The following is a 23,710-nucleotide window of genomic DNA, read 5'->3' as shown; positions in this document are numbered from 1 at the left end:
GATGTGAAGTGCGGTACCTCTCCTAGAACTTATATCATATCGGCTTCTTTCGTTCCAGTGCAATGAGATATGGCGCTTCGGAACGCTGAAGGCCGCGATACAAAATCGTTTGCACTTTGTGCTGGGGCAATTCACCCGCCCAAGCTTGGACCGCGTCCGCCTCGGCATCGCCGCCCTTGTGGCCAGGATACAGCACGATGGTAATAATGCCGCCGGGGCGGAGCAGCTCGATCGCAGCCTCCAGGGCCGTGAGCGTACTGGCGGTCTCCGTCATGATCCGTTTATCCGATGAATCCGCCGGAAGGTAGCCGAGATTGAACATGATCGCACCCATGCGGCCGTGCTCAATCTCAGGTACGCACTCCCTCATAAGCGAATGGCTCTGAAGAAGAAGGCTAACCTCTGCGAGGGTGCCAGGCGGCTCCTTGTCCAGCCTTTCCCGAGTCAGCTGCAGCGCCTGCTCTTGAATATCGAAGGCATACACTTTGCCCTTTGAGCCTGTGCATTTGGCTAAATACAGCGTATCGGCTCCGGTTCCGGCGGTTGCATCCAGCGCGATGTCTCCGGGACGGAGCCTTTCGGACACCAGTTTGTGGGCAAAACTTAAAACCGAGAGGAAGCCCATCAGGATACCCCCCACAATTTACCCTGCCACGTATCCCGGCGCTTGAGCTCGGCGTCGATGCCGTTAAGCACTTCCCATTTTTTGAGACTCCACGTCGGTCCGATCAAGAGATCCCGGGGAGCGTCTCCGGTTAGGCGGTGGACGATCATTTCCGGAGGTAAAAACTCCAGGCTATCCACGATAAGGCTGATGTATTCGTCCTGCTCCAGGAATCGCAGCAGCCCGGCTTCGTATTGCTTCACCATCGGCGTCTTGCGCATAAGGTGCAGCAGATGGATTTTGATTCCTTGCACATCCATCTTGGAGACCGCCCGGCCGGTGGCAAGCATCATGTCATGATCCTCTTGCGGAAGCCCGTAAATAATATGTGTGCAGACCCGGATATTATGTTTGCGCAGCTTCTCGACGGCTTCCAAATAACATTCGGTATCATGGGCCCGGTTGATCAGCTCGGAAGTGGAATCATGGATCGTTTGCAGACCCATTTCCACCCACAGATAGGTTCGCTCGTTCAGCTCCGCCAAGTATTCCACGACATCGTCAGGCAGGCAATCGGGACGTGTGGCGATCGACAAACCGACAACCCCCGGCTGCTGCAGAATGACTTCATAATATTCGCGAAGTTCTTCGACCGGAGCATACGTGTTGGTATAGGCTTGGAAATAGCCGATATATTTGGCGTTCGGCCATTTCTGGTGCTGCCGGTCACGGATGGTGTTGAATTGGGTAACGAGATCATCCCGCCGCCTTCCCGCGAAATCGCCGGAGCCGCGGGCGCTGCAAAAGGTGCATCCGCCCTTGGCTATCGTGCCGTCACGGTTCGGACACGTAAAGCCGGCATCCAGCATAACCTTGAATACCTTCTCCTGGAACTGGCCGCGCATCTCGTAATTCCATGTATGAAAACGTTTGTCGCCCCATAAGGTCGGGGCGGGTATAAGTGGTGTGCTCATGTTTGCTCCTTTATAGCCGCTTAAGTTGAATTGAGACAGGTTCAGCCAAGACCCCGGCAACCCATAATTTACTGGCCTTTTACTTAAATGAAACAGCTACGTCCATTGTAACAAAAAATAAAGGATTGCGTTATATACAGGTCTTCAAGCCTAATTAAGACGTTGTTACTTGAATGGATTGCATATAATTGGTATATTTAAAATAGAAAAATAAAAAGATGATTCAAGCAATTTTGGCATGGGTATATAACGGATAGGATTCATATTTGTGTGACGTCATGGATACAATAATACCGTGAGGTGATTACGAATGAATTCATCGACAGTAAAGAATGACAGTAAAGACAAAATCGCTGTGGAGCTTACCCCGAATGAAGCCCTAGCCCTTACCGGCGTGGAGTTTAACTCCGACCAGGGAGTCAAGGCTTCGGCACGTCGCAAGATTCGGGCCGCCTTTGAGAAGACGTTTGATTTTACGTCGGAAGAAAGGTAGACTATTCACAGTTTAACTATCGCGGAACCCCAATTCCAAATATAAGAAAAAGGAACCTAAAGCCTCTGCGTTGAGCAGAGCGTAGGTTCCTTTTTCTATGGGGCTCTTTACTTTTGGGATCAACTTCGTCACAATAAATGCAGTATCGGGATATCATTCTAAATTTACTTGGAAAGTTTCGGAGGTATGACATGCGTTTACGCGGAAGAAAAGGTATACGGGAAAATCTGGAGCAGCAGGAAGACCTGGTCGTTTTGGACCCCGGTCAATATAGAGGGAAGTGGGCTTCGTTATTTGGCAACGACCTTCCGATCCATGTCGAATTCGGCATGGGCAAGGGCCAATTTATAAGCCAGATGAGTTACAAGCATCAGCAAGTGAATTTCATCGGCGTCGACATGTACGACGAGCTGATTCGCCGCGCAAGCGAGAAGGGGCGCAATGTCTGGGCCCAGGAGGGAGTCGATACCCCGCCGAATCTGAAGCTGGCGCTGTTTAATATCGAGAATGTCGAGGAGGTTTTTGAGCCCGGCGAAATTGAACGGTTATATTTGAACTTCAGCGATCCGTGGCCAAAAACAAAGCATGCACGCCGTCGTCTGACGCATCCGCGCTTTCTGGACAAGTATTCCCGGATCCTGAACGAGCGAGGGGAGATCCATTTTAAGACCGATTCGGTCACGCTCTTCGAATTCTCCCTGAATGCATTTGCCGATTATGGTCTGCAAATGACGAACATTTCGCTGGATCTGCATCGCGACGGGCTGAACGAAGAGCATGTCATGACAGAATACGAAACGAAATTCGTCGGCCAAGGCATGCAAATTCATCGCTGCGAGGCGATTGTAGGCAAGGAAGCCCTTGCTTCATACCATCAGAATCGCCTTGAAAAATACGGAAAATAACATCTACACGTGATAGTTTCTCTCTGTGATAGCGTTTACAACTATTATAATAGAAGAAAATCCATTCGGGTGATTTGCTCGGGATAAAACGCAGCAAAAAAGGTGTGCTCCTTATTCAGGAGTACACCTTTTCGTTTTCCAGCATGTCGATGATGCTGCGGGCGCTTTGCATGGGATGAAAGCGTTCGATGTCCTGCAAGTTTTGCGCCCGTTGTTCTTGGATCAGGTCGTATTGATGAAGCAGCTTGTTCATCCATTTGCCCAGAACCTCCAGGGAATGGATGGGCTCTCCCAATCCCTGCGCCGTGAAGTACTGGCAGTTTTCTTCTTCCTGTCCCGGAAGGGGCTGATGGAACAGCATCGGAATTCCTTTGGCCAGGCCTTCGGTGCATGTCATGCCGCCGGGCTTCGTAACGAGCAAATCCGACACCTCCATCAGCTTGTCGATCTCCCGCGTAAAGCCCAATATCCGGATGTTCGGATGCTGGAACCTGGAATTACTCTCCATCTCCTCGCGGCCCTTGTCATTATTGCCGAGGCAAAATATGATCTGGACTTCTTCTCGCCATCGGGTCAGAAATTCATGCACAACTTCGTCATTCATGATGCCCCAGCCTCCGCCCATCACCAGCACGGTAGGCATATCGGACAGGTTAAACCGCGCCCGGATTTCCTCCTTGCTCGGATGCGTCCAGAAGTCGGGATGGATCGGAATGCCGGTGACCTGAATTTTGGCTTGGGAAACCCCGCGATTGAGCAGCTTTCGCTTCACTTCCGGCGTGGACACGAAATATCGGTCGACTTCAGGGCTGATCCATGTATCGTGAGCATCATAATCGGTTATAACGGTACACAGGGGCACGTTCGTGCCCAGCCGTTTCAAACGCGAGATGACCGCACTTGGTATGAAATGGGTGCACACAATGATGTCGGGTCGGAGCTGCCTGACCACGTTCTTGGTGCTTGTATAGAACATTCGGTGAAGCGCTAAAGCGGTAAAACGGTTAAAGGATTTTTGATGGCGGTACATGTACCCGACCAATCTTGGGCGAGTCGTAATGGTCTTTCTGTAGGCCGAAATGATCAGTGGAGCGATTTTAGGGTTCAAGAAGCTCCCGAGCTCGAGAACTTTGGTCTGTACGCTAGGGGACAACTGGCGCAGGCTGCTGGAGAGTGCATGAGCGGCCTGTGTATGGCCTGCGCCGAACCCTTCAGATAACAGCAAGACTCTTTTTTTAGCCACTACTTTTCACCCGTTCTGCAGCGTTATTCTTTAACTTTAACATATCGATTTTGGGAAGAGAAATCAACCACTTCCCCCTTGCAGGTAAGGGACTTTGGTCCCGGAAACGGCCAATTGATGCGGCAAGCTTCTCGCTGGACCCTTGCTACTTAAGGAGTTAGCCAGCAGCGCGCATTTTGTAGAAAATCAGGGTCCGTGGTCTTTTGACTTGAGTAGGAGATGCCGCTACAATGATTCAAACGGACGTCAAAAAGTTTATTAGAGATAGAGCACTGAAAAAAACGAAAACTTTTTGGTTGTCTGTTGCGTTTATTTATTGGCGGACAAGTCGAAAAAGAAAAAATGGGCAGCCAAGAGAAATAAAAAGCAAGAAAACGGATGAAAATAAGAACTAAAGCCGTTTGAAACGAAGCTTGCTGGTAAACTGGAATGCAAGCTGAGCTCTTTTACGAAGTTTTTCCGTAAATTAGAGCATTCCACGGTTTTGACAAAAGATTCAAAAGTGTGGAAAATCGTGTATGACGTGCGAAGTTGCCCCGCGGCACCGAGGCTACTAGAAGGACAGACACAAGTCACAGGGTCATAGCAACAACAAAAATGCGAAGAACTTAGAGAGAAAAAACAACAAACATTCTCGGGTTATAAAAAGGGGGTAACGGAGAATCATGACAGACGCCATCTTTATCGCGCTCCAACTATTCTTGGCCGCGGTGGGTGTGTACCAGTTCGTATTCTCTTTGTTTGGTCTGGTCAAAAGAAAAAAGAAACAACAGTTTGAACCCAATAAATCATTTGCAGTGTTAGTTGCTGCGCATAACGAAGAGCAGGTTGTCGGGGCATTAATGGAGAACCTGAAACAACTAAATTATCCGAAACATCTGTACGACGTATTTGTCATTTGCGACAACTGTACAGACCGTACAGCAGAGATCGTCCGTGCCCACGGGATGAACGCCTGCGTGCGCACGAATCAGAATCTTCGAGGCAAAGGCTATGCCATCGAATGGATGCTGAAAGAGCTCTGGGCGATGCCGCGCCAGTACGACGCGGTCGTTATGTTTGATGCGGATAATCTGGCGGATCCGAATTTCTTGAATGAAATGAACAACGATCTTTGCTCTGGAGCAAGAGTTATCCAGGGATATATCGATACCAAGAACCCAGAGGATTCTTGGATCACCGCCTCTTACGGGGTTTCCTACTGGTATATCAACCGCTTGTGGCAGCTGTCCCGCAGCAATCTGAACATGGCCAACTTCCTCGGCGGAACGGGAATGTGCTTCGAGACCAATCTCTTGAAGGAGATCGGCTGGGGCGCAACCAGTCTGGTGGAGGACTTGGAGTTCACCATGCGCAGCGTCATGCGCGGCGTGTATCCGAAGTTCAACTACGACGCGAAGGTATTCGACGAAAAGCCGCTTACGTTTAAGGCTTCCGCCAGACAACGTCTGCGCTGGATGCAGGGTCACTTTACGGTTGCCCGCCGTTATTTCTTCCCGCTGTTATGGCGTGCCATTAAGGAGCGCAGCCTTGTGAAGCTGGACTTGGCCCTCTACGGAGTCAACGTCTACATCGTGCTGCTGACTTTCTTGTTGACGGCCATCATCTGGGTTGACAGCTCGTTCTTCAATGGTCCGAACATCGCGAACCTGTACGGTTATTTACCGCTGTGGCTGAGCTTTACGGCGATTGCGGCGAATGTGTTCACGTTCATGATTGCGATGATTCTGGAGAAGGTGAAGTACAAGAAGGTATATATGTATCTGGTGCTGTTTCCGATTTATCTGCTGTCGTGGTATCCCATCACGGTATACGCGTTCTTCACGCAGAACAACAAGCAATGGAGCCATACGGAGCATACCCGGGTTGTGCGCCTTGAAGAAGTTCAGAGCAAACAAGGCTAATCCAAAGTTTTTTATTCCATTTGTGTTGACAGATGTTAGGATGGCCTGTTATACTATTCTAGTCTGTTAAACAGAATATCTGATTGCAAGCAGAAGCGCCGCTTCTCACCTGACCGACATGCGTTGGCTGGTTTGATCACGAAATCAATGAATGGATTCAATTTCATTTGTGAGATGAGTATCAAATAGGGATGTCGGTGGTTAACCCGTCATCCCTTTATTTTTTTGCAAACAGGAACAACAAGTAATTTGGAGGTGGAGGACTATCAGTAAGGAACATATGATCAATGACGAGATTCGGGCCAAAGAAGTACGTTTGGTTGGTGCCGAAGGTGAGCAAATCGGGATCAAGCCGATTCGTGAAGCACTGCAAATGGCAATTGATCTCAATCTGGATCTGGTGAACGTGGCCCCTCAGGCGAAACCGCCGGTATGCCGCATCATGGACTACGGTAAATTCCGCTATGAGCAGCAGAAGAAAGAGAAGGAAGCACGGAAGAACCAGAAAATTGTGGACATCAAAGAAGTATGGTTCCGAGCCAACATTGAGGAGCATGATTATCAAACCAAGCTTCGCAATGTCGTTAAGTTTTTGAAAGACGGCGATAAAGTGAAATGCTCCGTGCGTTTCCGCGGCCGTGAAATCACCCATGCTAACATCGGTCAGAAGATTTTGGAGCGCGTGAAAACGGAAGTGGCGGATCTCTGCGTCATTGAGCGTCAGCCGAAATTGGAAGGCCGCAGCATGATTATGATTTTGGCTCCAAAAGCCTAAGAGAAATTAGAGGAGGAAGTACTACAATGCCTAAAATGAAAACACATAGCAGCCTGAAAGGCCGCTTCAAAATTACTGGTACTGGTAAAGTTAAACGTTATAAAGCTTACAAAAACCACTTGCTTTCCCACAAATCCAAGCGTGCGAAGCGCGTATTGTCCAATAGCCCTGTCATGGCGCCTGGAGATGTTAAACGTTTGAAGCAAGGTCTGGCTAACTTGAAATAGTAAACAACAATTATTGGGAGGTCTTTTGATATGGCACGAGTTAAAGGCGGATTTGTCGTTCGTCGTCGACATAAAAAAGTATTGAAGCTTGCGAAAGGTTATTTCGGTTCCAAACACCGCATTTTTAAAACAGCGAACGAGCAGGTTATGAAATCCCTCGTTTATGCATACCGCGATCGTCGCAATACGAAGCGTAACTTCCGCAAATTGTGGATCGTTCGTATCAACGCGGCTGCTCGTCAAAACGGTCTGTCCTACAGCAAATTGATGCATGGACTGAAGCTTGCTGGCGTGGACATCAACCGCAAAATGCTGGCTGATCTGGCTGTGAACGACTTGAACGCGTTCAATTCCTTGGCTACTGTAGCTAAAGAAAAAGTGAACGCTTAATTATACGTGTATGAAAAAACCGCCGTAATATTACGGCGGTTTTTTTTATTTTGCGTCCCCCCGCTATCATGCATCATTTCGGCGGCACGGGTGCTCGGCTCATGGAGAGAGTCGCCTATCTTTTGCTATCGTAAGGGCATTGAAACAAGCAAGGGAACTCCTTCCGGAATAAATTGAAATGTATATTACCTGAGGAGGGATCTTATGCACAAGCCTGTCAGCAAGGCGAAAGTGAAATCATACGTGGGCAAAGAGATCGTGGCGTATAAGAAAAACGGAACTATGGTGACGGGCAAGCTGGTACGCGTCTCCGGCAACCGCCTTTATGTGGAACCGGCAACCAAGGGGAAAAAGGTGAAAACCAAGGCGATTATTCCGCTCGCATTGTTTGATCTTCTTGCCATTGGTACGGCACCTTATGCATATGGCGGCGGGTTTGGAGGCTACCCAGGCGGCTTCGGGCCGGGCTTTGGACCAGGCTTTGGACCGGGTTTTGGACCAGGATTCGGGCCAGGCTTCTTCTGGTAATTAGAGGAACCAAATCTTTTCCAACTCATAACATCGGCTGGGTTCGATCATTCTGGTCACCGTATAGCCAAGCTTTCGGTAAAAATGAAGACCGGTGTGGTTGCCGATGTCCACCATGACTTTGGCACGTTTGCATCCGCGGGATACAGCGAAACGTTCGGCATGTTCCATCAAACGGACACCCCACCGTTTTCGCTGTGCGGTGGATGCGACGGCCAGCATATCGATATACAGCAGCTCGCCGTGCATCATGAAATGGATAAAAGCAACGATTTTTTCGTTATCCTGAGGCGAAGCGACAAGGGTCACGCCGCGCCGTAAACGAGAGGGAATATCCTTGCGGATGAGGTCCAGCTCTTTTTTGGTCATATGGGAAAGCGGGACGAGTTGGGACTCGATGAGCTGCAGAATCATCGGATCATCCTGGTCCGGTTTTCGGTAACGGATCATCGTGTTGTTTCCTCCCTTCACCGCGGTTAAGTCTGCTCCATTTATCATATGTAGCAGGGTTTCATAGGGTGTTTTGCTTCAAGGCGGCGGAGGAATTGCGCCCATTGTGAATGAAAACCTTTCATCGGAAGTAAAATAAATGTGTTGACTTCTGGATTGAATGAATCATATAATGTTTCTAAACATTTTAACGAATATATCCAATCGGCAATGATGAGGACGAAGTTTAAAGGGCTCTTTTGCTCAGAGAGTGGATGGATCAGCTGAAACCACCACCAAAACCCCTTTTATACGAGCTCACCTCGGAGCTGTTTCCCTGAAAGATGCTACGCTATGACTTTATCGCATTAAGTCGTAACAGCGTTTATTAGGGGGAATCGTCTTAGTCCGCGTTACGGACTGCAGATATTGAAGAGCTGTGTTCATGCGTTCTTCATACCTGCTGAGGCTCTGCACTGCGAGGTGTAGGGCAAATATGGGTGGTACCACGGAAGCTAAACCTTTCGTCCCTCACACGGAGATACTCCGGGTGTGGCGACGGAAGGTTTTTTTGTTGCTTGAATCATGGATGAAAGAGAAGAGTGCCAATATTTGAGAGGAGGATGACTGATGAGCGCGCAAACTCCAGAAGTGCGGTCTACAGAACAATTACGAGAGAAATGGTTGAAGCCTGAAGTGATTACCGGTTCGGAAATCTTGCTTCGGAGTCTTCTGCTCGAAGGTGTCGAGTGCGTCTTCGGATATCCGGGCGGAGCCGTCCTGTATATCTACGATGCGATGTATGGTTTTAAGGATTTCAACCATGTCTTGACCCGACACGAGCAAGGTGCCATTCATGCCGCTGACGGTTACGCCCGCGCAAGCGGCAAAGTCGGCGTATGCATAGCAACTTCAGGACCGGGGGCAACGAACCTTGTGACCGGTATCGCAACAGCTTACATGGATTCCGTTCCGCTCGTTGTTATTACCGGTAACGTTGCAACAACCCTGATCGGTACGGATGCTTTCCAGGAAGCGGATATTACAGGCATCACGATGCCGATTACGAAACACAGCTATCTGGTAAGGGACGTTAAGGATCTGCCAAGGGTGATTCATGAGGCCTTCCATATCGCCTCAACCGGCCGCAAAGGACCGGTGCTGATCGACATTCCGAAGGATGTATCGGCGGCAACCACGCTGTTCCAGCCGGAAGAGCGAATCCAGCTGAGAGGATATAATCCTCGGACGGTGCCGAACAAACTTCAGTTGGATAAACTGGCCCGCGCGATCGAGGAGGCCGAGCGTCCGATGATTCTTGCCGGCGGCGGCGTGATTTACTCCGGTGCTCACGAAGGACTGTACGAATTCGTGAACAAAACCGGGATTCCGATCACGACAACGCTTCTCGGCCTTGGCGCCTTCCCGACAGGCAACGATCTGTGGACAGGAATGCCGGGCATGCACGGCACCTACACATCGAACCATGGTATTCAGCAGTCGGATCTGCTGATCAACATCGGGGCAAGATTCGATGACAGGGTTACAGGCAAGCTCGACGGTTTCGCGCCACATGCGAAGATCGTTCATATCGATATCGACCCGGCTGAGATCGGCAAGAACGTGCCGACCGATATCCCGATTGTCGGAGACGTGAAGACCGTGCTTGAGATGCTGAATCCGCTCGTTCCATACGCAGCGAAAGCTGATGCCTGGAGAGACCAGATCAGCAAATGGAAAGCCGAATACCCATTCCGTTATGTCGATTCGGATACGGTGCTGAAGCCGCAATGGGTTATCGAAATGCTGAACGACACCACAAAGGGTGAAGCCATTGTAACGACTGACGTTGGCCAGCACCAAATGTGGGCCGCGCAGTATTACAAGTTCAACCAGCCGCGTTCCTGGATCACCTCCGGCGGTCTCGGAACGATGGGCTTCGGATTCCCGTCCGCGATTGGTGCCCAGATGGCGCATCCGGATCGCCTGGTCATTTCGATCAACGGGGATGGCGGCATGCAGATGTGTTCGCAAGAACTTGCCATCTGTGCCATCAACAACATTCCGGTAAAAATCGTTGTCATCAACAACCAGGTGCTTGGGATGGTTCGTCAATGGCAGGAGATCATTTACGATAACCGTTACAGCCATATCGATCTGGCAGGCAGCCCTGATTTCGTCAAGCTTGCTGAAGCCTACGGTGTCAAAGGACTTCGTGCCACCACGAAAGAAGAAGCACAGCGTGCTTGGGCCGAAGCGATGGAAACGCCGGGACCCGTCCTCGTTGAATTCGTTGTAGAGAAAGGCGAGAACGTGTATCCGATGGTGACGCAAGGGTCGACAATCGATCAAATGCTGATGGGGGATGCGTAAGATGAGTACAAAACATACCATTGCCGTACTAGTGAATGACCAGCCGGGTGTCCTGCAGCGCGTATCCGGGTTATTCGGACGCCGGGGCTTTAACATTGAGAGCATTACCGTGGGACAGTCGGAGGAAATCGGCTTGTCCCGGATGGTTATCGTAACCACTGGAGACGAAACGACGCTGGAGCAGGTAGAGAAGCAGCTTTACAAGCTGATCGATGTCATTAAAGTCATCAATCTAAGCTCGAAGCCGATGGTTGCCCGGGAGCTCGCCCTGATCAAAGTAAAAGCCGAGCCGTCGGCAAGACCGGAAATTATGGGCGTCGTCGAAACCTTCCGCGCATCCGTCGTGGATATCGGCACGACCAACCTGATGGTTCAGGTTGTCGGCGATACCGTCAAAATCGATGCGATGATCGAGCTGCTTAAGCCTTATGGCATCCAGGAGCTTTCCCGTACCGGGGTTACCGCGATGATTCGCGGTAACGCGTAATGATGTAACATTATTCTTTTTATCCGGATGACAAAGTTATTGCAATATAAGCGTTAGACACCTGCATGGCATGAGCGGGTGTCTCAGCAGATCGGGTAAGCAGCGGTCTATTGAGATACCCGCTCATCATGAAGGGTCTTTAAAATCAAAGGAGGACTTATACAAATGGCAATTACTACTTATTATGAACAAGATGCAGAACTCAGCGTGCTGAAAGACAAAACGATCGCGGTTATCGGCTACGGAAGCCAAGGTCATGCCCAAGCGCAAAACCTGCGCGACAGCGGACTTCAGGTTGTCATTGGTCTTCGTGAAGGCAAATCGTTCGACAAAGCGAAAAACGACGGTTTCGAAGTACTCCCTGTAGCGGAAGCCGTTAGCCGTGCGGATGTAGTACAAATCCTGATGCCGGACGAAACGCAAGCAGCGGTGTACAAAAACGATATCGAGCCCAACCTGAAAAAAGGCGCGGCACTGATGTTCTCCCACGGTTTCAACGTTCATTTCGGTCAAATCGTAGCTCCTAAGGACAACGACGTTCTTCTGGTTGCTCCTAAATCCCCGGGTCACATGGTTCGCCGTACGTACGTTGAAGGCTTTGGCGTACCTGGATTGATCGCAATCGAGAAAGACGCGACTGGACAAGCTAAGGCGATCGGTCTTGCTTATGCAAAAGGCATCGGCTGTACTCGCGCAGGCGTTATCGAGACTTCCTTCCGCGAAGAAACCGAAACAGACTTGTTCGGTGAGCAAGCGGTATTGTGCGGCGGTGTATCCGCATTGGTCAAAGCAGGTTTCGAAACGTTGACCGAAGCTGGATATGCGCCGGAAATGGCATACTTCGAGTGCCTGCATGAACTGAAGCTGATCGTGGACATGATCTATGAAGGCGGTCTTGCAAGCATGCGCGACTCCATCAGCAACACGGCGGAGTATGGCGACTATGTAACAGGCCCGCGCGTGGTAACCGAAGATACCAAGAAGGCAATGAAAGAAGTCCTGTCTGATATTCAACAGGGTAAATTCGCCCGCGACTTTATCCTTGAGAACCAATCGGGACGCGCTTTCCTGACAGCTACTCGCCGCAACGAGTCCGAGCATCCGATCGAAGTGGTGGGTGCAGAGCTTCGCGAAATGATGCATTGGATCAAAAAATAAGAATATATAGAATTCATAAGGAATTCTTCGGGGTTTGGGGCAGCCCGGCATGAGATGATGATGCTGCTGCCCGGATCCGTCAGATTAAGCAGCCGGCGGCAGGGGATTCTATCAACTGCCGCCGGATGTTTACGTCATGAGATAAACTTCAAGGAGGTGCCGACATGCGAAAGATTTATGTCTTTGATACAACGCTGAGAGATGGTGAGCAGTCTCCTGGCGTGAATTTGAACACTCGGGAAAAGGTGGAAATCGCCCTTCAGCTCGAAAAGTTGAAAATCGACCGCATGGAAGCAGGGTTTCCAGCGGCGTCCCCCGGTGACCTTGCAGCTGTGAATGCAGTGGCACGCGCGGTGAAGGACGTTACGGTCATTGGATTGTCACGCTCCAGAGAGAATGACATCGATGCGGTTCGCGAAGCGCTTCAAGGTGCCCAGGACCCGTGCATTCACGTGTTCCTGGCCACTTCGCCGATTCACCGCAAGTTCAAGCTGCGGATGGAGAAGCAGCAGGTGCTGGAAACGGCGCAGGCTTCGATCCGTTACGCTAAGAAGTACTTTTCCAAAGTGGAATTTTCCCTGGAGGATGCGGGCCGGACCGAGCTTGATTTCATGGCCGAGGTCGTCGCCATGGCAGTGCGCGAAGGCGCCAATGTCGTGAACATTCCGGATACCGTGGGATATTTGAACCCTTCGGAATACGGGGCCATCTTCAAATACTTGAAGGAAAATGTTCCGGATATCGAGAAGGTTCAGCTGAGTGCGCACTGCCATAACGATCTGGGCATGGCCACGGCGAACACCCTTGCCGCCATTCTGAACGGGGCCGATCAGATCGAAGGCACGATCAACGGAATCGGTGAACGTGCAGGCAATACCGCGATCGAGGAAATCGCGATGGCGCTCGAGACGCGTTCCGAATTCTTTGGAGCGAAGACGGGGCTGGCCTTAACCGAAATCGCCCGCACGAGCCGCCTTGTGAGCAAGCTGACCGGCATGGTCGTGCCAGGCAACAAAGCGATTGTCGGCGCGAACGCATTCGCCCATGAATCCGGCATTCACCAGGACGGTATGCTGAAGGAGAAGACAACCTACGAAATTATGACCCCGGAGTCCATCGGACTCAAAGAAAGCAAGCTGGTATTAGGCAAACATTCCGGCCGCCATGCTTTCCGGGAGAAGCTGCTGGATCTGGGTTATGAGCTGACCGAAGAACAGGTGAATGACGCATTCGCCAAATTCAAAGTGCTGGCCGACAAGAAGAAGGAAGTTTCCGATGAGGATCTTCTGGCTCTGCTGGAGGAAAAACTGATCGATACGCCGGAGGTCTTCAAGCTGGAAACGATCTTTGTTGCTTACGGCAACGAATCAACGCCGACGGCGCGGGTGCGCATTGCAACAGAAGATCAGACGATTGAAGAAGAGGCCGAGGGCAACGGTTCCGTGGACGCGATCTATAACGCGATCGACAAGGTGACCGGAGAAGAGGTTACGCTTGCGGACTATTCCATCAAGTCGGTAACGCACGGCAAGGATGCCCAAGGTGAAGTGCATGTCGTGCTGTCTCAAAACGACGTGGCCGCGCAAGGCCGCGGCTTGAGCACCGACATTCTGGAAGCGAGCGCACGTGCCTACGTCGATGCGGTGAACGTCCTGATCGAGAAACGCAAAACGTTTAGCCGGCGCGAGCGCGCTACGCTGTAATCCATACTTGGCGTGGCGGGAGATCTGCTCTCCGCATGAGCGCTGAAGGTGCATGCCATAAAAAAAGAGGGGCCGCTATTGAAGCGGCTCCTCTTTTATTTGCTTTATTAAACTGTTGGCCAGACGTGGAATGCAGGTATCAAGACACTAGCATCGAGCCTTAAACGGCCTCATAGCAGAGGGCCGATACCGGATTGATGCAGCTGATCAACGAGATAAGACAGGGTTTCGTTAAGGCGTCGATACGGACCCGGATCTTACCAGGCGTAGGCCTGCGGGGCGGCGCCGCCCGGACCCGGGAATATTTCATCCAAGCGCTTCATCACGGATTCATCGAGTTCGATCTCAAGCGAGCGCAGGGAGCTTTCGAATTGCTCCAGCGTGCGCGGCCCAATAATCGGTCCGGTAACGGCCGGGTTCTTCAGCACCCAGGCAAGAGCGACGTTATCCTGCGGTTCGCCCAGCTCTTGGCAGAGAGCGGCAAACTGTTCCAGCTGCGCGCGGTGCTTCTCTACGCGCTCCGCATTGCCTCCGCTGCGCGAGCCCTCGATTTTTTTAAGGGCATTGCGTCCCAGCAGTCCCCCGTCCAGCGGACTCCATGGAATCACGCCGAGACCCAGCTGCTGCGAAGCGGGGAGTACTTCGAGTTCCGGCAATCGGCAGGTCAGGCTGTATTTGTGCTGCTCGGAAACGAGACCGAGGAAGTGACGGCTTTGGGCCGCGGCCTGCGCAACCGCAATCTGCCAGCCGGCAAAGTTGCTGGATCCGACATATCCGATTTTTCCTTGATGAACCGCAACCTCAAAAGCGCCCCAGAGCTCGTCCCAAGTGACGGAAGGATCGACGTGATGCATTTGGTACAGCTCGATATGGTCGGTCTGCAGACGTTTCAGCGACCCTTCGAGATGACGGCGAAGTTTATAGCTCGACAGCCCGGCTTCATTGTTGGGGCCATCCAGAGGATCACTCATGGAACCGTAGAATTTAGTAGCCAAAACGACTTTTTCGCGGCGGCCTCCGCCTTGGTTAAACCAGCGTCCGATGATGGTTTCGGTCAGGCCCGAATTCTCGCCCCAGCCGTAGATGTTCGCCGTATCAAAGAAATTGACGCCGGCATCAAGCGCTGCATCCATGATGCGGAAGGCTTCCTTTTCATCCGTGGCAGGACCGAAATTCATCGTCCCCAAACACAGACGACTTACTTTCATGCCGGATTTACCTAGAGCTGCGTACTTCATAATCGATGATCACTCCTTGGTCGTTTAGGGTATAAGGCAAATTCACCCCTATTGTAGCGTATTGGCAGAAAAATGTAACTAACGGCGTTCGGAAACGTTAATATGGATAGGGACTGATTTTACGAGGAGGGGTAGGATGAATCGATTAGTTCCTTTCAGGATACTTTCATTGCTTGTTGTGTTAACCTCGGCGTTGATGATCAGCGCTTGCAACCAAACAGAGCCCAAGACTGCTGTCGATACTGATTTCAAGGAAACCATGTCTGACCTGACCAGTCTTCAATCCATATCGCTAACGGAAAGTAACAAACAAATCATTAGGGAAACCTTTGATTCGGTGAAAGTGCTTCAAGACAAATTACAAAATCATCCTAGCCCAACTTGGGTTGTAGATAAAGAGGACGTGAAGATATCGCTGAGCGAATTTGTTCTGGCGAGGATAAACAGAGACTTAATATTTGCCCTAAACCAAGTGAAAGAAATTCCTTCCGATGCCGCATTACTGAAAGATATGGTCATCACGCAACTAACGGCGAATTACGCCAGACAGTCGGGCGTGGTCGTAACGCCCAAAGAAGTCAGTGAGGAAATCGAATTTCAAAAAGCAGCGCTGGATGAAGCTGATCCCAATGACGACAACCACCGGTTGATTCTTTACATCATGGAGAACCGAATTCGCATTTCGGGTAAGACGGAAGAAGAGTTTTGGAACAGTGCGGAGGTGTATGAGGATTACGAAACCTCATTGTACAACAGTAGATTAATCGCAAATATTCTGTCTGACGAGAGCACGAAGGGGATGGACAGCTATTATGAGCTACAGGAAAAGCTGTTCAACGATTTCCAGAAGAAGCATTCCATTCAGGCTCCAGATTTTAACGAATTGTTACAATCAGCTTCCTAATTCTGCTCCCTCCTTTTCGATACCATATCCTTGTTCCTACAGCTAGTCTCGTTCCTGCTCCTTTTTCCTTCCTCTACCTACAAAGACTAGGACCAACCAAGAATCTCTTTAAGTTGTTACCCTCCGGATGTTACCTTCAAGAGCCGCCCAATCATTTTGCATAGGGCGGCTCTTCTACCCCCCACCACCCTTGTGGTCAGGGAGATGTGCTCTCCTCCGGTGACCTGGCAATTCATTAGCATCGAAGCAGCGGAGAGGACGAATCGATTCCGGAAAAGCGGAGCGGTCGCCTTTGGAGCCGAATTTCATCCCCTGACATACAATCCAGAAATTCGGCGACAACAGCGATTGGAGGAACGATACGTACTCGGAGCTTCCCACATTAACTCTTCGAAGCTCTCGCATAAACTGCTCTCGCATAAACTGCTCTCGCATGAACTGCTCTCGCATAAAGCTGCTCTCGCTAAAGCCGCTCCTGTACAAGTAGACCACGCATAAAGCACCCACGAAGCTTTACTCGCATTAAGTCTTACTCGCCTTAGGCCTTACTCGCATTAAGTCGCTCTCGCGAAATTAGCTCTTCGAGCTTCTGTACAACTTCTATGACGCCGTCTCCCTGATCACATTCCCCCTACTTATAGGCAAAACGAATTAAGTTCATAGTTTCTATATCTTGGTCAATCGAGGGGGAAGTATGTTACAACAGTAACTAGATGATTAAATACGACCAGTGTATATATAAATAAGGAGTGACGAAGGATGGCAGAAACGAAAAAAATCGCGGTAATCGCGGGAGACGGCATCGGTCCTGAGGTAGTGGCGGAAGCGGAGAAAATCATTAAACGTACCGAAGAGGTATTCGGACTTTCATTCACGACGGAACATGCGTTGTTTGGCGGCATTGCGATCGACGAGAAAGGAACGCCGCTCCCGGAAGAAACGCTGAGCGTATGCAAAAGCGCCGATGCGGTATTGCTTGGTGCGGTAGGCGGACCGAAATGGGACAACAACGCGAAGGAGCTTCGCCCGGAAACCGGATTGCTCGGCATCCGCAAAGAGCTTGGCCTGTTCTCGAACCTGCGTCCGGCCGTCATTTTTGACTGCTTGAAGGATGCATCCACACTGAAGCCCGAGGTTCTGGAAGGAACCGACTTGATGGTTGTTCGTGAACTGACGGGAGGCATATACTTCGGCGAGAAGTTCAGACGCGAAGGTGCAGGCGGAGAAGAAGCGGTAGATACCTGCGTATACAATACCGCCGAGGTAGAGCGCATCGTGCATCAAGCCTTCGAGATTGCACAGAAGCGCCGGAAGAAGCTGGCTTCCGTCGATAAAGCGAACGTGCTGGAAACGTCCCGCTTGTGGCGCGAAACCGTAAACCGCATCGCCCCTGAATACCCGGACGTCGAGCTGGAGCACGTGCTGGTAGACAACTGCGCGATGCAGCTTCTGCGCCGCCCGTCCAGCTTTGATGTCATCGTAACCGAGAATATGTTCGGTGACATTCTGAGCGACGAAGCAGCCATGCTGACAGGATCCATCGGCATGCTGGCATCCGCATCCATGGGCGAAGGAGCTTTCGGTCTGTACGAGCCGGTACACGGTTCGGCTCCGGACATTGCCGGCCAAGGCTTGGCGAACCCGATCGCAACGATTCTTTCCGTAGCGCTTATGTATCGCCTCACGTTCGGATACGAGGATGCGGCTGACGCCATTGAACGCGCAGTTGCCGAGGTGCTTGATGCCGGACACCGGACGGCAGACATTGCCGTTGATAAGAGCAAGGCGCTCAGCACCACGGAGATGGGCGATTTGATTGCCGCGGCTATCCGTTAATAGAAGAAGCGTACGTTCAAGAAAACTTCTTATTTATAATAATTATAATAAAGTAACGTCTACAATCTTGACTTTGATTAGCCTCGATGATAACATTTCTATTAAATGTTCATAGAACATACCATGTAGAAAATACACGTATTTTCTTACATATGTTAAGGAGGAATTCAATCATGGCAGAACGTTTGGTTGGTAAAGCGGCTCCTGATTTCACAATGGAAACTGTATCAGGTGACGGTAAAGATTTTGGCAAAGTCAGCCTGTCCGACTACCGCGGCAAATGGCTCGTATTCTTCTTCTATCCGCTGGATTTCACTTTTGTATGCCCAACTGAAATCACGGCTCTCAGCGATGCTTACGATCAATTCAAAGCATTGGATACGGAAATCCTGGGTGTGAGCGTTGACTCGATTCACAGCCACAAAGCTTGGATCAACACAGCTAAAGAAGCTAACGGTCTGGGAGCATTGAACTTCCCGCTGGCTTCCGACATCACCAAGAACGTAGCTAGAGACTACGGCGTTCTGATCGAAGAAGAAGGCGTTGCTCTGCGCGGCCTGTACATCATCGATCCAGAAGGCGAATTGAAATATCAAGTTGTTAACCATAACGACGTTGGCCGCAGCGTAGAAGAAACGCTTCGCGTTCTTCAAGCACTGCAATCCGGCGGATTGTGCGCAATGAACTGGAAGCCGGGCGACAGCAACCTGTAATTCCATTTCATGAATAGCAACCCTCATTACCTGACATTACGTCCAGGTAATGGGGGTTTTTTCACTCTTGGTTTTATTGGATGAAATAGGGGAAGACTTTTGTTTAGGAAACCGCGCTTGCGTTAATATATAATTAAATAAATAGGTTGGCCGGCTTATGATTAGGAAATCATGCCAAAATTTTAAATCAAGGTTTTTTTCATGAAGGAATTAGCCTGCCTGAAAGCGAATACAATATTGAAACGATTGAGAATCCACACAAGGAGGGTGAACGATATGAGTTTTTGCTGTGGGGCTAGTATGATGGGTACAAAGGGTACACTGAAGCATTATCGCACTCAAGTACATAATGTTCCCCTACTGTCTTGTCCGGTCTGCCATCGCGTCGAGGTTCATCATCGGGTTGAGAATGAGTATGAGATATTGGCTGAATATGCCCATGGTGACGGTGCATCCCAAGTGGATTTTCAGGATTACGTGATGGAAGATGAGGATGCCATTTTTGAGAATGTGGTCAATCGGGAGTCGGAGGATCCGCTCACGGTTGTTCAGAGTCAGATTGATATGTCGCTGGATCTCCTGGTGGTTGCCAAATGGATGGAGGACGAGAAGTGGCAGGGCGAACTGAAAAGACGGCTTGCCGTGATGAGCCAGCGCAGGCTCCGACTCCAAAAGCAGCCTTAATTAGGATTAATAAAGCCTCGTGAATGCCCGGGGCTTTTTTAATGTTTCAAATCAGGCGGATTTGGGTAATCATTTACATTAGCTGTGCAATGACGGGTGTTATATCAATTACATAAACCAAAGTACATAAGTAATGACAATGGTATTTTTATGCAATTATCCATTTTTCGACAGGATTTCTGATTGACGTTTCTTTGTTTCGATGACTATCATGGAAGGAAGCAGATTCGGGCTGCTTCTGATTCAGAGGCGGACAAGCTCATTTTTTTCGCATGTTTTTTGTCGGTTTGGTGAGTTCAACTTTTCAAGAAAAGGGGGAGCCATCTTGTTGAGTCAAATCCGTGAATCTGAGCTGCAGGCAATTCGTTCATTTCATTCCAGTCAGCTTATTAGGAACAAGTATGAGAACATACTGGAGAATCTCGACAGCGGGATTATCCTCTTTGATAGTGATGGAGTGTTGGCATTTGTTAACGTGCAGATGGCAAAACTGTTAGGCGTATCCCGTAAATCGCTGACAGGCTGTACGCTGACCCAGCTATTGCGTCATCCCCAGCTCTCCAGATTCAAGAAGAAAAAAATACTTCGCATTTTTCGGGAAACGGTATTCCATCGCCGAAGATTCCATGAATTGGTTGATGAATTCGGCAGATCGTGGCTGATCACGATGACGTATGGGGACCAAATGGAAGGCGATTTCCTGATCAGCGTGAAGGATGTATCGGATTTCAAACGAATTGAGCAAACCGCTTATCAGAACGATAAACTGGCCATGCTGGGAAAAATCTCGGCTTCCATTGCCCATGAAATCCGAAACCCGCTGACATCCATTCGAGGCTTTATCCAGTTGCTGCGTCCGCATCTCGTAAGTTTGGGAAAGGACGAGTATGCCAGAATCATACTAACGGAGATCGATCGCGCAAACGATATTATATACGAATTTCTCAATTCCTCCAAACCCTCGGCTCCAGAGACCAAGATTGTATCTGTATCCTCATTATTGAAGGAAGTTGTTCTATTAACAGAGAGCGAAGCCTTGATGAAGGGATGCCAGATCAATCTGCATACCGATAAGACCCCACCTGCGTTTATTTCCGTTGATGTCAAGCAGATCAAACAGGTGATTCTGAATATTATTAAAAATGCCCTCGACGCCATAAATGAGCATCATGACGAGAACATTACCGGGATGATTGATATTTCAGCCCGTGACACGGGGAAACATATTAACATTTGCATTTCGGATAACGGGGGCGGCATGGATCAGAATACGCTGAACCACCTCTTTAATCCCTTTTTTACGACGAAAGAGAGCGGGACGGGACTTGGTTTGTCCGTGAGCTACAGCATCATCCGAAACCATGGCGGCACCATTGCCGTGGATAGCCAGGTTGGGGCCGGGACCGAGTTTGTGATCACGTTTCCCAAGCTGGACGTGTCGGAAGTCTAAGAGGATATGCAACCGATTTGAATACAAGAGCAGCTGTTCCAATGGAATGGCTTTTTCTTTTTTAGGAGGAGAAGAGACATGAAATGGACATTTGAAAGCAATTTAACAGCCGGGCAAGTACAAGCGGATGCCATCATCGTTCCCGTTACTAAAAAACAAGCGAAGGAGGGCGGCATTTCCCCGGCCTGGGACCCGTTATTAAAGCAGTTAGCGGAGAACCGGCTGTTCGACGGCACCGCCAACCGGTCATTCGTATGGCCGGAGAGCATTTCGAGCGGATCGCGCCTGTTAATATGGGTAGGCCGTCCCGAAGGTATCCTGACATCCGAGCAGCTGCGTTTGGTTGCAGCTCAAGCGGCGAAGGCGGCCGTAAAATCGGGAATACGCAGCGCGGCCATTCAAATTCCGCATACGATGGTCAGCTTCACCGCCGAACAGACGCCCCGCGACGCTGCTCAGGCTTTAACCGAAGGTTTTATCCTGGGAAGCTACCGAAAACCGCATTATAAACGCGATGCTTCCGAACATACGGATTTAGAAGAAATCCTCTATTATATAGAAGGAAATGCGGAAGCGGAATATGAAGCCGCGTGGAAGGAAGGCATGTCGCTGGGCCAAGCGATTGGAGAAGCAACCTGCCTGGCACGAGATTTGACGAACCTTCCCGGCAATAAACTGTTACCGGAAGACTTGGCCCAGAAGGCGCTTCAGCTGGCGAAGCGGTACGGCTTCGAAGCACAGGTCCTGGATGAGGAAGCTATGGTCGAGAAAGGAATGGGCGGTCTCTTGGCCGTAGGGAAAGGCAGCATACATCCGCCGCGCATGATTACGATCCGTTATCAGGGACGGGAGACATGGGACGATGTGATCGGCCTGATAGGCAAGGGGATCACGTTTGATACCGGCGGCGTTTCGCTGAAGAGGGCAGTCGGAATGGAGGATATGATCAGCGATATGGGCGGGGCGGCTACAGTGCTTGGCGTTATGGAGGCTCTCGGGCGTATTCGTCCCAAGGCGAATGTCGTGATGGTGATCCCGTCTGCGGAGAACGTGATGAGCGGCGGCGCCTTTAAACCAGGCGATATCGTGACGACGCTGAGCGGCCGTACCGTCGAAGTGCTGAACACGGATGCCGAGGGCCGCATCGTGCTCGCGGATGGCGTAACCCATGCCAAGCAGCTCGGCGCTTCGCGCCTGATTGATGTGGCCACGTTGACCGGGGCCGTCGTTTCGGCGCTTGGGGATATCGCCACCGGGGCCGTATCCAATGACGAAACCTTTTTGCAGGAGCTTATCGCTTCTTCCCGTAGGGCCGGCGAAAAAATATGGCCGCTCCCATCCTATCCGGAGTTTTGGGATAAATTGAAGAGCGAGGTGGCGGATTTGCGAAATCAAACCGGGCGAGAAGGCGGGACGATCACGGGCGGTCTTTTTGTGGGCACGTTTGCTGACGGGCTGCCTTGGGTTCATTTCGACATTGCAGGTACGGCTTACTTGTCCAAGGAGCGGGGCGTGGATCCCAGAGGGGCAACCGGCGTGCTCGTCCGAACCATCAGCGACTGGATACTCCGAGAGGCCGAGGCCGTCAAGGATTGATGCACATGTTATGCTTTACTTTTCAACCGGCATTCAAGTATGATGAAGAGAAAATTGCCGAGAGGAGTTTAGCTTAGAATGATTAAGAGTAGTCAGACAAAGATTGTAGACTGTACCATTCGCGATGGCGGATTGGTGAACAACTGGGATTTTAGCGTAGAATTCGTGCAAAATTTATATGCAGGCCTGAATGAGGCTGGCGTGGACTATATGGAAATCGGTTATAAAAATTCGCCTAAGCTGCTAAAAGGCGCTGATCAAGCCGGCCCTTGGCGTTTTTTGGATGATGAATTCCTTCGAGAAGTTATTCCCCATAAAGGTAAAACCAAACTGTCCGCACTGGTCGATATCGGCCGGGTGGATGAGGATGATATTTTGCCGCGCGAGGAGAGCCTGCTGGATCTCATCCGCGTTGCATGTTACATCAAAGACGTAGATAAGGCGCTTGCGCTGGTTCAGACCTTCCATGATCGCGGTTACGAGACGACGCTGAACATTATGGCCCTCTCCAACGTGATGGAGAATGAGCTGCTGGAAGCCTTTGAGATGATCAGGGAGAGCGTCGTGGATGTGGTGTACATCGTCGATTCTTACGGAAGCCTGGATCATAAAGACATGGAATACCTGGTAAATAAGTTCAAGACGCATCTGCCGAACAAACGTCTTGGCGTTCATACCCATAACAATATGCAGCTGGCGTTCTCCAACACGCTGGTAGCCGCCGACCTCGGCGTTGAGCTGCTGGATGCGTCCGTGTACGGCATGGGCCGCGCGGCCGGCAACTGTCCGACCGAGCTTTTGGTTACCCACTTGAAAGGCACGAAGTACGAGCTGCGCCCGGTACTGGACATTATTGAGCGCTTCATGATCCCTCTTCGCGAAAAAGAGGAGTGGGGTTACATCATGCCCTACATGATTACAGGCACCCTGGACGAACATCCGCGCTCCGCTATGGCACTTCGCGCTTCGGACGATAAAGACAAAATAGTGGATTTTTACGATAAATTGACGACGCCGGAAGTGACGTTCGACAAAAAGAAGTAAGGATGGCTAGGGCGCGTCCTTGCATCTTATATCAGTGTATGAAAGAGCAGCA

General features: G+C 50.4%; 25 protein-coding genes and 1 other annotated feature. Of the genes, 19 read left to right on the top strand and 6 right to left on the bottom strand.

Features of this window, described 5'->3' with window-relative positions:
* Positions 1–34 precede the first annotated feature (34 nt).
* A complete protein-coding gene (locus MHI43_RS26030) occupies positions 35–625 on the bottom strand; it encodes a class I SAM-dependent methyltransferase (RefSeq protein ID WP_015737156.1) in 591 nt (196 codons plus the stop codon).
* Positions 625–1,578 (bottom strand): TIGR01212 family radical SAM protein, encoded by a 954-nt coding sequence (locus MHI43_RS26025; RefSeq protein WP_009589327.1) that lies wholly within the window; start codon positions 1,576–1,578, stop codon positions 625–627. Before MHI43_RS26025 ends, MHI43_RS26030 begins: the two co-directional genes overlap by 1 nt.
* A gap of 310 nt (positions 1,579–1,888) precedes the next feature.
* Here MHI43_RS26025 and MHI43_RS26020 point away from each other — a divergent pair, with 310 nt between their 5' ends.
* A complete protein-coding gene (locus MHI43_RS26020) occupies positions 1,889–2,071 on the top strand; it encodes a hypothetical protein (protein ID WP_015737155.1) in 183 nt (60 codons plus the stop codon).
* Between the two features lie 191 nt (positions 2,072–2,262).
* On the top strand, positions 2,263–2,976 hold the full coding sequence (gene trmB / locus MHI43_RS26015; RefSeq protein WP_009589338.1) for a tRNA (guanosine(46)-N7)-methyltransferase TrmB: 714 nt from the start codon (positions 2,263–2,265) through the stop codon (positions 2,974–2,976).
* Between the two features lie 115 nt (positions 2,977–3,091).
* On the opposite strand, the gene MHI43_RS26010 is transcribed toward trmB, so the two are convergent.
* Entirely contained in the window at positions 3,092–4,219 is a 1,128-nt protein-coding gene (locus MHI43_RS26010; RefSeq protein WP_015737154.1) for a UDP-N-acetylglucosamine--LPS N-acetylglucosamine transferase, read from the bottom strand.
* A gap of 230 nt (positions 4,220–4,449) precedes the next feature.
* On the opposite strand from MHI43_RS26010, the gene MHI43_RS26005 reads away from it, so the two are divergent.
* From MHI43_RS26005 to MHI43_RS25980, 6 genes are all read left to right on the top strand, one after another.
* Complete coding sequence (locus MHI43_RS26005) at positions 4,450–4,614, top strand: hypothetical protein (RefSeq protein WP_155989823.1); 165 nt, start codon at positions 4,450–4,452, stop codon at positions 4,612–4,614.
* 270 nt (positions 4,615–4,884) lie between these two features.
* A complete protein-coding gene (locus MHI43_RS26000; protein WP_009589322.1) occupies positions 4,885–6,123 on the top strand; it encodes a glycosyltransferase family 2 protein in 1,239 nt (412 codons plus the stop codon).
* Between the two features lie 81 nt (positions 6,124–6,204).
* Positions 6,205–6,351: a sequence feature (ribosomal protein L20 leader region), on the top strand.
* Positions 6,352–6,403: 52 nt separating this feature from the next.
* A complete protein-coding gene (gene infC / locus MHI43_RS25995; protein ID WP_009589332.1) occupies positions 6,404–6,898 on the top strand; it encodes a translation initiation factor IF-3 in 495 nt (164 codons plus the stop codon).
* A 26-nt stretch (positions 6,899–6,924) separates the two neighbouring features.
* Positions 6,925–7,125, top strand: a complete 201-nt coding sequence (rpmI, locus tag MHI43_RS25990; protein WP_007127239.1) for a 50S ribosomal protein L35 — start codon at positions 6,925–6,927, stop codon at positions 7,123–7,125.
* Between the two features lie 30 nt (positions 7,126–7,155).
* Complete coding sequence (gene rplT / locus MHI43_RS25985; protein WP_006212255.1) at positions 7,156–7,515, top strand: 50S ribosomal protein L20; 360 nt, start codon at positions 7,156–7,158, stop codon at positions 7,513–7,515.
* A gap of 204 nt (positions 7,516–7,719) precedes the next feature.
* Positions 7,720–8,043 (top strand): hypothetical protein, encoded by a 324-nt coding sequence (locus tag MHI43_RS25980; RefSeq protein WP_036659996.1) that lies wholly within the window; start codon positions 7,720–7,722, stop codon positions 8,041–8,043.
* Here MHI43_RS25980 and MHI43_RS25975 read toward each other — a convergent pair whose 3' ends face one another.
* Positions 8,044–8,493, bottom strand: coding sequence for a GNAT family N-acetyltransferase (locus MHI43_RS25975; RefSeq protein WP_015737151.1), 450 nt, complete (start codon positions 8,491–8,493; stop codon positions 8,044–8,046).
* A 609-nt stretch (positions 8,494–9,102) separates the two neighbouring features.
* Here MHI43_RS25975 and ilvB point away from each other — a divergent pair.
* The 4 genes from ilvB (at position 9,103) to MHI43_RS25955 (ending at position 14,193) form a co-directional block, all read left to right on the top strand.
* Positions 9,103–10,845, top strand: coding sequence for a biosynthetic-type acetolactate synthase large subunit (gene ilvB / locus MHI43_RS25970; RefSeq protein ID WP_015737150.1), 1,743 nt, complete (start codon positions 9,103–9,105; stop codon positions 10,843–10,845).
* Between the two features lies 1 nt (position 10,846).
* Complete coding sequence (gene ilvN / locus MHI43_RS25965) at positions 10,847–11,332, top strand: acetolactate synthase small subunit (RefSeq protein ID WP_009589349.1); 486 nt, start codon at positions 10,847–10,849, stop codon at positions 11,330–11,332.
* Between the two features lie 165 nt (positions 11,333–11,497).
* A complete protein-coding gene (gene ilvC, locus MHI43_RS25960; protein ID WP_009589347.1) occupies positions 11,498–12,490 on the top strand; it encodes a ketol-acid reductoisomerase in 993 nt (330 codons plus the stop codon).
* Positions 12,491–12,654: 164 nt separating this feature from the next.
* The gene (locus MHI43_RS25955; RefSeq protein ID WP_009589363.1) at positions 12,655–14,193 is read left to right on the top strand and encodes a 2-isopropylmalate synthase; all 1,539 of its coding nucleotides are present in this window, start codon (positions 12,655–12,657) and stop codon (positions 14,191–14,193) included.
* 257 nt (positions 14,194–14,450) lie between these two features.
* Here MHI43_RS25955 and MHI43_RS25950 read toward each other — a convergent pair whose 3' ends face one another.
* Positions 14,451–15,431, bottom strand: a complete 981-nt coding sequence (locus tag MHI43_RS25950; RefSeq protein ID WP_009589355.1) for an aldo/keto reductase — start codon at positions 15,429–15,431, stop codon at positions 14,451–14,453.
* Positions 15,432–15,567: 136 nt separating this feature from the next.
* Between MHI43_RS25950 and MHI43_RS25945 the strand changes: the two genes are divergently transcribed.
* Positions 15,568–16,335 (top strand): hypothetical protein, encoded by a 768-nt coding sequence (locus MHI43_RS25945; protein ID WP_015737149.1) that lies wholly within the window; start codon positions 15,568–15,570, stop codon positions 16,333–16,335.
* Positions 16,336–16,509: 174 nt separating this feature from the next.
* Here MHI43_RS25945 and MHI43_RS25940 read toward each other — a convergent pair whose 3' ends face one another.
* Entirely contained in the window at positions 16,510–16,842 is a 333-nt protein-coding gene (locus tag MHI43_RS25940) for a hypothetical protein (RefSeq protein ID WP_155989821.1), read from the bottom strand.
* A gap of 252 nt (positions 16,843–17,094) precedes the next feature.
* Between MHI43_RS25940 and leuB the strand changes: the two genes are divergently transcribed.
* The 6 genes from leuB (at position 17,095) to MHI43_RS25910 (ending at position 23,658) form a co-directional block, all read left to right on the top strand.
* On the top strand, positions 17,095–18,171 hold the full coding sequence (gene leuB, locus MHI43_RS25935; protein WP_015737148.1) for a 3-isopropylmalate dehydrogenase: 1,077 nt from the start codon (positions 17,095–17,097) through the stop codon (positions 18,169–18,171).
* 173 nt (positions 18,172–18,344) lie between these two features.
* A complete protein-coding gene (locus tag MHI43_RS25930) occupies positions 18,345–18,884 on the top strand; it encodes a peroxiredoxin (RefSeq protein WP_009593058.1) in 540 nt (179 codons plus the stop codon).
* Between the two features lie 276 nt (positions 18,885–19,160).
* Complete coding sequence (locus tag MHI43_RS25925) at positions 19,161–19,568, top strand: hypothetical protein (RefSeq protein WP_015737147.1); 408 nt, start codon at positions 19,161–19,163, stop codon at positions 19,566–19,568.
* Between the two features lie 325 nt (positions 19,569–19,893).
* Positions 19,894–21,018, top strand: a complete 1,125-nt coding sequence (locus tag MHI43_RS25920; RefSeq protein WP_009593063.1) for an ATP-binding protein — start codon at positions 19,894–19,896, stop codon at positions 21,016–21,018.
* A 78-nt stretch (positions 21,019–21,096) separates the two neighbouring features.
* The gene (locus MHI43_RS25915; RefSeq protein WP_036659991.1) at positions 21,097–22,614 is read left to right on the top strand and encodes a leucyl aminopeptidase; all 1,518 of its coding nucleotides are present in this window, start codon (positions 21,097–21,099) and stop codon (positions 22,612–22,614) included.
* Positions 22,615–22,692: 78 nt separating this feature from the next.
* Complete coding sequence (locus MHI43_RS25910) at positions 22,693–23,658, top strand: aldolase catalytic domain-containing protein (protein WP_009593056.1); 966 nt, start codon at positions 22,693–22,695, stop codon at positions 23,656–23,658.
* The last annotated feature ends 52 nt before the right edge of the window (positions 23,659–23,710 follow it).

It is taken from the genome of Paenibacillus sp. FSL H8-0457, assembly GCF_038051935.1.
Classification (GTDB): domain Bacteria; phylum Bacillota; class Bacilli; order Paenibacillales; family Paenibacillaceae; genus Paenibacillus_AQ; species Paenibacillus_AQ lautus_A.
Note: the sequence above shows the minus strand (reverse complement) of the source record. Positions and strands in the feature narration are given on the sequence as shown.

Coding starts and splice junctions, on each gene's coding strand:
- MHI43_RS25980 (WP_036659996.1), top strand. CDS start 7,720: ATGCACAAGCCTGTCAGCAAGGCGAAAGTGAAATCATACGTGGGCAAA.
- ilvN (WP_009589349.1), top strand. CDS start 10,847: ATGAGTACAAAACATACCATTGCCGTACTAGTGAATGACCAGCCGGGT.
- rplT (WP_006212255.1), top strand. CDS start 7,156: ATGGCACGAGTTAAAGGCGGATTTGTCGTTCGTCGTCGACATAAAAAA.
- MHI43_RS25910 (WP_009593056.1), top strand. CDS start 22,693: ATGATTAAGAGTAGTCAGACAAAGATTGTAGACTGTACCATTCGCGAT.
- MHI43_RS26025 (WP_009589327.1), bottom strand. CDS start 1,578: ATGAGCACACCACTTATACCCGCCCCGACCTTATGGGGCGACAAACGT.
- MHI43_RS26030 (WP_015737156.1), bottom strand. CDS start 625: ATGGGCTTCCTCTCGGTTTTAAGTTTTGCCCACAAACTGGTGTCCGAA.
- infC (WP_009589332.1), top strand. CDS start 6,404: ATGATCAATGACGAGATTCGGGCCAAAGAAGTACGTTTGGTTGGTGCC.
- leuB (WP_015737148.1), top strand. CDS start 17,095: ATGGCAGAAACGAAAAAAATCGCGGTAATCGCGGGAGACGGCATCGGT.
- trmB (WP_009589338.1), top strand. CDS start 2,263: ATGCGTTTACGCGGAAGAAAAGGTATACGGGAAAATCTGGAGCAGCAG.
- MHI43_RS26020 (WP_015737155.1), top strand. CDS start 1,889: ATGAATTCATCGACAGTAAAGAATGACAGTAAAGACAAAATCGCTGTG.
- MHI43_RS25955 (WP_009589363.1), top strand. CDS start 12,655: ATGCGAAAGATTTATGTCTTTGATACAACGCTGAGAGATGGTGAGCAG.
- ilvB (WP_015737150.1), top strand. CDS start 9,103: ATGAGCGCGCAAACTCCAGAAGTGCGGTCTACAGAACAATTACGAGAG.
- MHI43_RS25925 (WP_015737147.1), top strand. CDS start 19,161: ATGAGTTTTTGCTGTGGGGCTAGTATGATGGGTACAAAGGGTACACTG.
- rpmI (WP_007127239.1), top strand. CDS start 6,925: ATGCCTAAAATGAAAACACATAGCAGCCTGAAAGGCCGCTTCAAAATT.
- MHI43_RS25975 (WP_015737151.1), bottom strand. CDS start 8,493: ATGATCCGTTACCGAAAACCGGACCAGGATGATCCGATGATTCTGCAG.
- MHI43_RS26000 (WP_009589322.1), top strand. CDS start 4,885: ATGACAGACGCCATCTTTATCGCGCTCCAACTATTCTTGGCCGCGGTG.
- MHI43_RS25950 (WP_009589355.1), bottom strand. CDS start 15,431: ATGAAGTACGCAGCTCTAGGTAAATCCGGCATGAAAGTAAGTCGTCTG.
- MHI43_RS25945 (WP_015737149.1), top strand. CDS start 15,568: ATGAATCGATTAGTTCCTTTCAGGATACTTTCATTGCTTGTTGTGTTA.
- ilvC (WP_009589347.1), top strand. CDS start 11,498: ATGGCAATTACTACTTATTATGAACAAGATGCAGAACTCAGCGTGCTG.
- MHI43_RS25930 (WP_009593058.1), top strand. CDS start 18,345: ATGGCAGAACGTTTGGTTGGTAAAGCGGCTCCTGATTTCACAATGGAA.
- MHI43_RS26005 (WP_155989823.1), top strand. CDS start 4,450: ATGATTCAAACGGACGTCAAAAAGTTTATTAGAGATAGAGCACTGAAA.
- MHI43_RS25915 (WP_036659991.1), top strand. CDS start 21,097: ATGAAATGGACATTTGAAAGCAATTTAACAGCCGGGCAAGTACAAGCG.